This is a genomic window from Dolichospermum circinale AWQC310F, assembly GCF_000426925.1.
GTDB classification, from domain to species: Bacteria; Cyanobacteriota; Cyanobacteriia; order Cyanobacteriales; family Nostocaceae; genus Dolichospermum; species Dolichospermum circinale.
Map to the genome: position 1 here is coordinate 55551 of NZ_KE384711.1, position 9473 is coordinate 65023.

A 9473-nucleotide genomic window follows, 5' to 3' on the forward strand; every position below is an offset into this window, starting at 1 on the left:
TTGAAGAAAAATTGTTGAATATGCGGACACACTAATATTACTCACGCCACCGTCTTGTATAAATTACCGGATAAAAGTTAAACTTCCTGATTAAATTGATATAGCTTCTAGGGGATGGGAGAAGCTTTTCGGTGGTGTGATAGGAGTGCAGTCTAATGTTAAATCGCAAACAAACCCCAATTTTTACTGATCATCAAGAACGTGATGCTTATGCTTGGTTTTCTCAGCGGGCTTGGGTAGAAATTGATTTGGGGGCTTTGTCTAATAATGTCAAGGAGTTGGTAAAGTTTTTATCTCCATGTACTCAACTAATGGCAGTTGTCAAAGCTGATGCCTATGGACATGGAGCAGTAGCAGTTGCTAAAACTGTATTAGAAGCGGGCGCTAGTTGGTTGGGTGTAGCGACTGTTCCCGAAGGTATTCAATTACGGGAAGATGGTATTCAAGCCCCGATTTTAATTTTAGGGGCAACCAACACACCAGAACAAATTCAGGCGATCGCTTATTGGCAACTTCAGCCTACATTGTGTAGTCCTAAGCAAGCTTTAGAGTTTTCTAATGTATTAGAAGATATTAATTATAATTTACCCTTACCTGTACATATTAAATTGGATACGGGAATGTCTAGATTAGGCACGAATTGGCAAGAAGCAGCAGAGTTTATCCAGTTGGTGCAAGGATTACCCCATTTGTATATTACTAGTATTTATTCTCATCTGGCAACAGCAGATAGTCCTGATACTAGGGTGATGACAGAACAGCATAGACGATTTGAAAAAGTAATAGCACACATCAAAGCTCAAGATGTCAAAATTCCTATTTTACATTTAGCTAACTCAGCGGCTACTCTTACAGATAGAGGATTACACTATGATATGGTGCGCGTAGGTTTAGCGATTTATGGGTTGTATCCTGCTATTCACTTACAAAATCAAATTAAACTTAAACCTGTTTTACAAGTTAAAGCTAGAGTTACCCAAGTTAAAACTATAACTGCGGGGACTGGAGTTAGTTATGGTCATCATTTTATTGCATCTGAGGAAATGCGGCTGGCAGTGGTTGGTATTGGTTATGCTGATGGTGTACCCCGTAATCTTTCCAATAAGATGCAAGTATTAATCCGTGGACAGCGTATACCGCAAATTGGCGCAATTACAATGGATCAAATGATGTTAGATGTAAGTTCTATACCTGATTTACAAGAGGGGGAAGTAGTTACATTGTTGGGAGAACAGGGAAAAGAGCAAATATCGGCTGATAATTGGGCAAATTGCCTAAATACTATTTCTTGGGAAATTCTGTGCGGCTTTAAGCATCGTTTACCTCGTGTAACTGTCATATAAATGGGAATATGGGGAGAAATTACTAAGCTGTTACGCATCTAAATTTGATAATCCTAATCTAGCTAGATATTGTGGTACGGGCATCTTGCCCGCTAAAATCATACAAATTAATGCAGTACAGATGAATATCACATAGCCCAATTCTGAATTTATTAGAACTTACGGAAGTTCTGCAAGAAATTATACTTTTTTGTTTGTAGTGCGGGCTTTAGCCCTAATTATCTGATTATGTTTCCGTAGCGTCTCGAAAACAGGACTAAAGTCCTGACTACAGCAATCCTGTTGATTTTAAATTTTAAATTTATTTAAAATTTAAATTTTTTACCTATTGTCATAAATAATTTGTTATGCTAGAATCATGAAATGTCAACGCGGATATGGCGAAATTGGCAGACGCGCTAGATTTAGGTTCTAGTTCCGAAAGGAGTGAAGGTTCAAGTCCTTTTATCCGCACTTTTGATTCCCTATCTTGGTCAGTGCTTTATTAGTATTGGTTTTTCTGCTATTTTACCCTATCTCTCCTACAGCTATTGTAATATTTCCGCATAGACGCATGAACATGAAGCATATTACCGTATCGCAGGAAGAAAAAAATACAGAACTTAGAGTGTGGTATAAATAGATGAAAACTTCTGCAATGTAAATTAGTTTAACTGACTGTGAAATACTATCAACAGCATCCTCATGCCTTTCCTCTTCAATATCTTCAGGACTTGTGGGGAGAAATCCAAGCTTGTCCCTATTTTGCTATTAATAACCTTAACCGGGATTTTGTGAATACTAAAGGCTTTTCTGTGGTGTTTCAGCGTCATGGTTTAGCGGAAGTTATCCAAAAATTTCCCTATTTTAAGCCTTATTTAGATTTAGCACTTTTACCTACTTGTAATGCTTTTTATCTGAATCCTTTACTACTTAAAGCGGGTTCTCGTGTTGACCCCCATATTGATCGATCTTTGCGTTTCTATTGTAAAACTGTTGAACCACCAGCATTTGTAAGCGTTCTTTATGTGCGTGTACCAGAGGATATGCAGGGAGGAGAATTGGTGCTAAAATCTCAAAAACGCCAAGTTGGACAAATTAAACCCCAAACCAATGCTTTAATTTATTTTCAGGGTGATTTAACTCATGCTGTGAATGCTGTTACAACTGCGGGAAATCGCTTAAGTCTTGTTTGTGAACAGTATAGTTTAAATGAAGATGAACTTGAGGAAATACCATATTTTACCTTAGAGTCGAGGGTAAATCAAGGGAATGGCAAAAAACAAAAGAAGTATGGATTGAATTTTTAACCCCAACTTATTTAGAGGATGTTTCAAAAGTTTTCCACTAATTATGTTTTGCGTATTGGCATATTTGTGCCAATACGCAAAGGAAAAGAGATGTTTAATTGAGCAAGGCGTACTTTTCAAACAACCTCTTAGACAAAGCTGAAATAATAGCTTGTTAACGCTATAAATAAACCGCAACCTAACAGACATAATTACACCATCATAGCAACGTCTATTAGTCCTGACGGCCAACTCTTTGCCACTTGTTATAGTGATAATACAATTAAAATATTGCATCTATCCACGAGAAAATGTATAGAAACGATATTATTATATAATACAAATGTATTGGATATTGCTTTTTATCCTATAGATAAAATCTTGCTTATCTTTAGTGAGGATAATACCATCAAATTTTGGAACATAGAAACTGGATGCTTTGTGCAAATCCCGAACTTCTAAAATTTGGTCAGTTTATCCCATATTACTAAATGTATCTTTAAGGACAGAACGCGCTGCTAAATGATTACGAGTAGAAGTGAGAATTTCCGCTTCTCGTTCTAAACGAGCCACTGTATCCTGTATTTCTAGTAATGCTTGTTGTTCTGGGGCTACACCATAGAGATTACTACCTATCCAATAAGATAATTCTGTGGGTAAATCTGGTAAATCATTGGGTAATTCAATATTTTGTTCCGTTAATTTGGATGAAAGACGAACCACATCCCGTAAAAGTTGTTCTACCTCAGATGCTAAAGGACGTAAATCCTTAGCTGGTGGTTGATCTTCAATCCATTCTACCAAACCGACACGATAAGGCTTTTCCCGGACATATTCTAAAACACGAAACCTTTGCTGTCCTAAAGCTAATAGTTTCATTCTGTCATCAGGTAGCCGTTGACAATGAAGAATTTCCGCACAACAACCAACGTTAGCAATTGTCCCATTAACTGGGTCAATCATCAATACCCCAAATCGGCGATCGCTCTCCAAAATCGTATTCATCATGATTCGGTAGCGAAATTCAAAGATATGCAAAGGTAATGGTCTGGTAGGAAATAGAACTACTTCAGGTAATGGAAACAGGGGTAGTTCACGAACTGCAATTTTAGAAGAGGATGTCATTGTTAGTTAGTTGAGTATAAATTGTATTCTTAAAATATTATATTCTTTTCTAATTTTTCCCGACTTGGTTTATATTTTATCATTATGTTTTATGACTCATAAAAAACCCTGAGATAAATTTTCTCAGAGCTTACTAAATGTCAGTTGTCAGTTGTTCGTTGTTTTTTCCTTAACCACTGACAACTGACAACTGACCAATGACAAATTTACAATTTGACTTCAATATCCACACCAGAAGGCAAATCTAGCTTCATGAGTGCATCAATAGTTTTAGAGGAAGGCTGATAAATGTCAATAATGCGTCTATGGGTACGGGTTTCAAAGTGTTCGCGGGAATCTTTATCTACGTGAGGTGATCTGAGTACGCAATATATCTTTCGTTTTGTTGGTAAAGGAATAGGTCCTATAGCTGTCGCGTTGGTGCGGTTAGCTGTGTCTACAATCTTCTCGCAAGATGTATCTAATAAACGACGGTCAAATGCCTTCAAACGAATTCTAATCTTTTGCTGCTGTAGAGTGGCCATATCAAAGTTTTCCAGGTTCGGTAAATTTTAGACTTTAGATTTTAGATTTTAGATTTTAGATTTTTAGATGTCATCTCGAATTTAAAATTTAAAATCCAAAATAGTTTTTGGGAATAGAAAGGAGCAGAGATTTTATTGTTTATCTCCGCTCCTTTGTCATGAGAGCAAAAAGGTGAGTGTTATTTCAAGATTTTAGCAACAACGCCAGCACCAATCGTCCGGCCACCTTCACGAATAGCGAAGCGCATACCTTGTTCAATAGCGATCGCATTGATCAATTCTACTGTCATTTTAATCCGGTCTCCGGGCATCACCATTTCTGCCGCATCACCATTATCAGCGGTAAACGCTGTGATTGTACCAGTTACATCAGTTGTCCGCACATAGAACTGAGGACGGTAGCCAGAGAAAAATGGAGTTTTCCGTCCACCTTCTTTTTCAGTTAAAACGTAAACTTCACCTTCAAACTGAGTATGAGGGGTAATTGATTTTGGTTTAGCGATTACCATTCCCCGTTCAATATCAGCTTTTTGGATACCGCGCAGGAGTACACCCGCATTATCTCCTGCTTGACCTTCATCAAGACTCTTCTTGAACATTTCAATCCCGGTAACGGTAGTAGCGCGAGTATCTTTAATACCTACCAACTCTACGTTATCACCGACTTTGACCACGCCCCGTTCAATCCGACCAGTGGCAACTGTACCACGACCTGTGATGGAGAATACGTCTTCTACCGCCATCAAGAATGGCTTATCTATAGCCCGCTCAGGGGTGGGGATATAAGAATCTACAGCGTCCATTAATTCGTAGATTTTGTCTACCCAAGGATTTTCACCTCGTTGAGTTTTGGGATTTGCGGTCATTGCTTGGAGAGCTTGTAGACCTGATCCTTTGATAATGGGGATGTCATCACCAGGAAAATCGTAGCTGGAAAGCAGTTCTCGTAGTTCTAGTTCTACCAATTCCAGCAATTCTGGGTCATCCATCAAATCTTCTTTGTTCAAGAAGACGACCAGACTAGGAACACCGACTTGTTTTGCCAAGAGGATGTGTTCACGGGTTTGGGGCATAGGACCATCCGTAGCCGCAACTACCAAGATACCTCCATCCATTTGCGCCGCACCTGTGATCATGTTCTTCACATAGTCAGCGTGTCCCGGACAATCTACGTGAGCATAGTGACGACTTTCAGTTTCATACTCAACGTGAGCCGTATTGATGGTAATACCCCGGGCTTTTTCTTCCGGTGCATTATCAATTTGGTCATAACCCTTAGCTACAGCTTGACCCATAGCTGCCAATGTCATAGTAATAGCTGCTGTTAAAGTTGTTTTACCGTGGTCAACGTGTCCAACAGTACCGATATTTATGTGGGGTTTATTTCTTTCAAACTTTGCGCGTGCCATGAATACTAGTTTCCTTTTTTAATTAAGCGTTTCCTTTACTTTTGGCAATGATAGTTTCAGCCACGCTACGAGGTACTTCTTCGTAGTGACTAAACTCCATCGTAAAAATTCCCCGACCTTGGGTTTTTGACCGGATATCAGTAGCGTAACCAAACATGGTTGCTAGTGGAACTTTCGATACTACCTTCGCAACCCCATTTTCAGTGCTTTGGCTTTCAATCTGTCCTCTGCGGGAGATTAAGTCACCGATGACAGTTCCCATAAAGTCTTCAGGTACTTCAACTTCAACTTTCATCATCGGCTCTAAGATGACAGGAGAAGCTTTTGTAGCCGCTTCCTTGATTGCCATAGAACCGGCAATTTTGAAAGCCATTTCTGAAGAGTCTACGTCATGGTAAGAACCATGTATTAATGTCGCTTTGACATCAATGAGTGGATATCCAGCTAAAATACCGGATTCACAACATTCTTTCATTCCCTGTTCAGCAGGTCCTATGTACTCTTTGGGTACAATCCCACCGACAATTTTAGAAACAAATACAAAACCTGTGCCTGGTTCGCCTGGTTCTAAGTTGATCACTACGTGACCATACTGACCCTTACCACCACTCTGACGGATGAATTTACCATCAACTTTTTCGACGGATTTGCGGATGGTTTCCCGGTAAGCTACTTGGGGCGCACCCACATTCGCTTCTACTTTAAATTCCCGTAACATCCGGTCTACGAGAATTTCTAGGTGTAATTCTCCCATCCCTGCAATTACGGTTTGGTTGGTTTCGGGATCAACACGAACACGGAAGGTGGGATCTTCTTCTGACAGGGATTGTAGTGCTTTGGAAAGCTTGTCCATGTCGTTCTTGGTTTTGGGTTCAACCGCTACCGAGATCACAGGTTCAGGAATAAATAAGGATTCCAAAATTACTGGTGAACCTTCATCACAAAGGGTATCACCAGTCAAAGTATCTTTTAATCCTAAAGCAGCACCTAAATCACCTGCCCGTAGTTCATCCACGTCTTGTCTATCGTCTGCTTTCATCAGCACTAGCCGAGAAATCCGCTCTTTTTTGTTTTTGCTGGCGTTGAGAATATAACTACCTTTCTTCAACACACCAGAATAAACACGAACGAAGGTGAGGCGACCATAAGGATCAGCCATAATCTTAAATGCCAAAGCTGATAATGGTTCGTTATCATCAGCATGGCGTTCTACGGGATCACCGTTGAGCAGTGTGCCTTGAATTGGCGGTACTTCTGTTGGTGCTGGTAGGTAATCTATCACTGCGTCCAACATGAGTTGCACACCTTTATTCTTAAAGGCTGAACCGCACAGCACCGGGACAATTGTCCCTTCAATTGTCCCTTTCCGTAGAGCAGTACGGATTTCCGCTTCTGTCAGTTCTTCGCCCTCGAAATACTTGCTCATTAAAGTATCTTCGGTTTCCGCTACTGCTTCTACCAATTTTGTCCGATACTCTGATGCTTTTTCCTGCAATTCCGCTGGGATTTCTGTTTCTTGGATATCAGTTCCTTGATCGTTTGTGTACCTATATGCACACATCCGCACCAAGTCTATAATCCCCTTAAATTCAGTTTCACTACCAATGGGCAGTTGAATGGCGATCGCATTGGCTCGTAAGCGATCGCGCATCTGATCATGCACTTTATAGAAGTTCGCACCGGTGCGATCCATCTTGTTAATAAAGGCAATGCGAGGTACTTTATAGCGATCTGCTTGTCGCCATACTGTTTCTGACTGTGGTTGTACACCACCTACGGAACAAAACACCGCGATTACACCATCTAATACCCGCATGGAACGTTCCACTTCAATGGTGAAGTCTACGTGACCCGGAGTATCAATAATGTTGATCTGATGATCTTTCCAACTGGTACTAATTGCAGCAGCAGTTATGGTAATTCCCCGCTCCCGCTCCTGCTCCATCCAGTCTGTAACGGCTGTTCCTTCGTGAACTTCGCCAATTTTGTGAATTATCCCAGAGTAAAATAATATTCTCTCTGTCGTCGTTGTTTTTCCCGCATCTATATGCGCCGCAATACCGATATTGCGTACTCTCTCTAGCGGGTTTGTGCGTGCCACTATTACCTCCTATCGTTGTCGCCCTATGATATCTTGTATATTACTGCTGCTATATAAATCCTAGACCAAGCTAGACATTTACTTCTTACTTCAATGGGAGCATGGGAGCGGTTATCCCTCAGTAAGCTTTCACGCTTTAGCCAAACGCAATATCACTTTTTTTTGCTCTGAAAAAACTATCACCATCATTGCTTGGTTTTCACGTCAGTAATAGTTTGATTAAAGACTATGGACTTGCCACGCCCCGCTATCAGATAATTCACATTGTATATGAATTACCGAACAGTAAAGGACGATATATCGCTTTTCTACTTAGTTTAGTAACGATAGTGTGCAAATGCTTTGTTTGCTTCTGCCATGCGATGCGTTTCTTCCCGCTTACGAATAGCACTGCCCGTTTCATTCGCTGCGTCCATTAACTCATTTGCTAGTCTTCCGGCCATGGTTCTCCCTGGACGTTGACGAGAATACTGTACTAACCAACGTAATGCTAGGGTAGTACCCCTATCTGTACGCACTTCCATTGGCACTTGGTATGTTGCTCCACCAACTCGGCGAGCTTTTACTTCTACTAATGGTGTCGCATTCCGTACTGCTCTTTCAAAAGTTTCTAAAGGACTTCCACCAGTACGTTCTTCAATAGTTTTCAAAGCGTCATAAACTATTCTTGCGGCAATTGATTTTTTGCCATGACGCATTAGCCGTCGCATCATCATACTGATTAGGCGACTATTGTACACTGAGTCAGGCGGCACTGGCCGCCTTTGACTAACACCACGACGAGACATACTTCATCCTTAAATAGGGAATTTGGCAACGAAATTATATGTTATCAGAACACAGGGGACTAAAAGCGGTTTGATCAGCCGCTTCATTTTCCTGATTTTTTGTTTATGGCTCTATCAGTTTTGACATACCTCCTCTTCCTTTCATGAGAGAGGATTGCTTAACGCTTCATTGGGTTGTGCTATCGAAATAGTCTTACCATCTCCCTCGACGTTCGTTTAAAGTCTCCCAATGCCATAAGGCGACTATTCAAATACAGGATTATTCTCAGAAGCTCATGCAACTTCGTTTTTATGCCAGATACAGCTTGATTTCTGCTTGTGCAATTTTGGTCAGGACGATTAACCGTATTTAACGCGATTAACCGCCTCTTACCTATTTTTTCCCTGCTTTTTGGCGTTTAGTTCCATATTTGGAACGGCCTTGTTTCCTGTCTTTAACTCCGGCTGTATCTAATGTACCACGGATAATATGGTATCTAACTCCGGGCAAGTCTTTCACCCGACCACCGCGAATCATAACTACGGAGTGTTCTTGTAAGTTATGACCGATACCTGGGATGTAAGCTGTGACTTCGAATCCAGAGGTAAGCCTTACCCTTGCCACCTTGCGGAGTGCTGAGTTGGGTTTCTTCGGTGTTGTTGTGTATACTCTGGTACAAACGCCTCGACGTTGAGGGCATTCTTTCAGAGCAGGGGACTTGGTTTTCTGACGCGCTAGTTCGCGCTCACTACGTATTAGCTGCTGTATTGTTGGCATGAGTTACAGCGCGTGAAGCTGCTTTATGATCTAAGTTTTAACAAATCCTAATTATATCATTTTTTCTGATTTTATGTCAATTATTTTGGAAGGGAACAGGGAACAGGGAACAGGGAACAGGGAACAGGGAACAGGGAACAGGGAACAGGGAACAGGGA

General features: G+C 40.8%; 9 protein-coding genes and 1 tRNA gene. 4 read left to right on the forward strand and 6 right to left on the reverse strand.

Features of this window, described 5'->3' with window-relative positions; all coding sequences use genetic code 11:
• Positions 1-155 precede the first annotated feature (155 nt).
• The 4 genes from alr (at position 156) to ACIR310F_RS27635 (ending at position 3073) form a co-directional block, all read left to right on the forward strand.
• Positions 156-1343: an alanine racemase gene (gene alr, locus ACIR310F_RS0118440; protein WP_028085094.1), complete on the forward strand. Its 1188-nt coding sequence runs from the start codon at positions 156-158 to the stop codon at positions 1341-1343.
• A gap of 371 nt (positions 1344-1714) precedes the next feature.
• A tRNA-Leu gene (locus ACIR310F_RS0118445) sits at positions 1715-1796 on the forward strand.
• A gap of 206 nt (positions 1797-2002) precedes the next feature.
• Complete coding sequence (locus tag ACIR310F_RS0118450; protein WP_028085095.1) at positions 2003-2632, forward strand: 2OG-Fe(II) oxygenase; 630 nt, start codon at positions 2003-2005, stop codon at positions 2630-2632.
• 162 nt (positions 2633-2794) lie between these two features.
• Complete coding sequence (locus ACIR310F_RS27635) at positions 2795-3073, forward strand: WD40 repeat domain-containing protein (RefSeq protein ID WP_155963914.1); 279 nt, start codon at positions 2795-2797, stop codon at positions 3071-3073.
• Between the two features lie 12 nt (positions 3074-3085).
• Here the strand turns inward: ACIR310F_RS27635 and ACIR310F_RS0118455 are convergent, their stop codons facing one another.
• The 6 genes from ACIR310F_RS0118455 to rpsL all read right to left on the reverse strand — a co-directional run bounded on the left by ACIR310F_RS0118455 (position 3086) and on the right by rpsL (position 9315).
• Positions 3086-3736 carry an LON peptidase substrate-binding domain-containing protein gene (locus ACIR310F_RS0118455; protein WP_028085096.1) on the reverse strand — a complete coding sequence of 217 codons (651 nt, stop codon included), beginning with the start codon at positions 3734-3736 and terminating at the stop codon, positions 3086-3088.
• A gap of 206 nt (positions 3737-3942) precedes the next feature.
• Positions 3943-4260, reverse strand: a complete 318-nt coding sequence (gene rpsJ / locus ACIR310F_RS0118460) for a 30S ribosomal protein S10 (RefSeq protein ID WP_015113498.1) — start codon at positions 4258-4260, stop codon at positions 3943-3945.
• A 179-nt stretch (positions 4261-4439) separates the two neighbouring features.
• On the reverse strand, positions 4440-5669 hold the full coding sequence (gene tuf / locus ACIR310F_RS0118465) for an elongation factor Tu (RefSeq protein ID WP_028085097.1): 1230 nt from the start codon (positions 5667-5669) through the stop codon (positions 4440-4442).
• A gap of 22 nt (positions 5670-5691) precedes the next feature.
• Positions 5692-7770, reverse strand: coding sequence for an elongation factor G (gene fusA, locus ACIR310F_RS0118470; protein WP_028085098.1), 2079 nt, complete (start codon positions 7768-7770; stop codon positions 5692-5694).
• 317 nt (positions 7771-8087) lie between these two features.
• Positions 8088-8558, reverse strand: a complete 471-nt coding sequence (gene rpsG / locus ACIR310F_RS0118475) for a 30S ribosomal protein S7 (RefSeq protein WP_028085099.1) — start codon at positions 8556-8558, stop codon at positions 8088-8090.
• Positions 8559-8931: 373 nt separating this feature from the next.
• Positions 8932-9315, reverse strand: coding sequence for a 30S ribosomal protein S12 (rpsL, locus tag ACIR310F_RS0118480; RefSeq protein WP_028085100.1), 384 nt, complete (start codon positions 9313-9315; stop codon positions 8932-8934).
• Positions 9316-9473 lie beyond the last annotated feature (158 nt).

Bases quoted from the DNA above. Each gene is read 5' to 3' on its own strand.
- alr (WP_028085094.1), top strand. From the start codon at position 156: ATGTTAAATCGCAAACAAACCCCAATTTTTACTGATCATCAAGAACGT.
- ACIR310F_RS0118455 (WP_028085096.1), bottom strand. From the start codon at position 3,736: ATGACATCCTCTTCTAAAATTGCAGTTCGTGAACTACCCCTGTTTCCA.
- rpsJ (WP_015113498.1), bottom strand. From the start codon at position 4,260: ATGGCCACTCTACAGCAGCAAAAGATTAGAATTCGTTTGAAGGCATTT.
- tuf (WP_028085097.1), bottom strand. From the start codon at position 5,669: ATGGCACGCGCAAAGTTTGAAAGAAATAAACCCCACATAAATATCGGT.
- rpsG (WP_028085099.1), bottom strand. From the start codon at position 8,558: ATGTCTCGTCGTGGTGTTAGTCAAAGGCGGCCAGTGCCGCCTGACTCA.
- rpsL (WP_028085100.1), bottom strand. From the start codon at position 9,315: ATGCCAACAATACAGCAGCTAATACGTAGTGAGCGCGAACTAGCGCGT.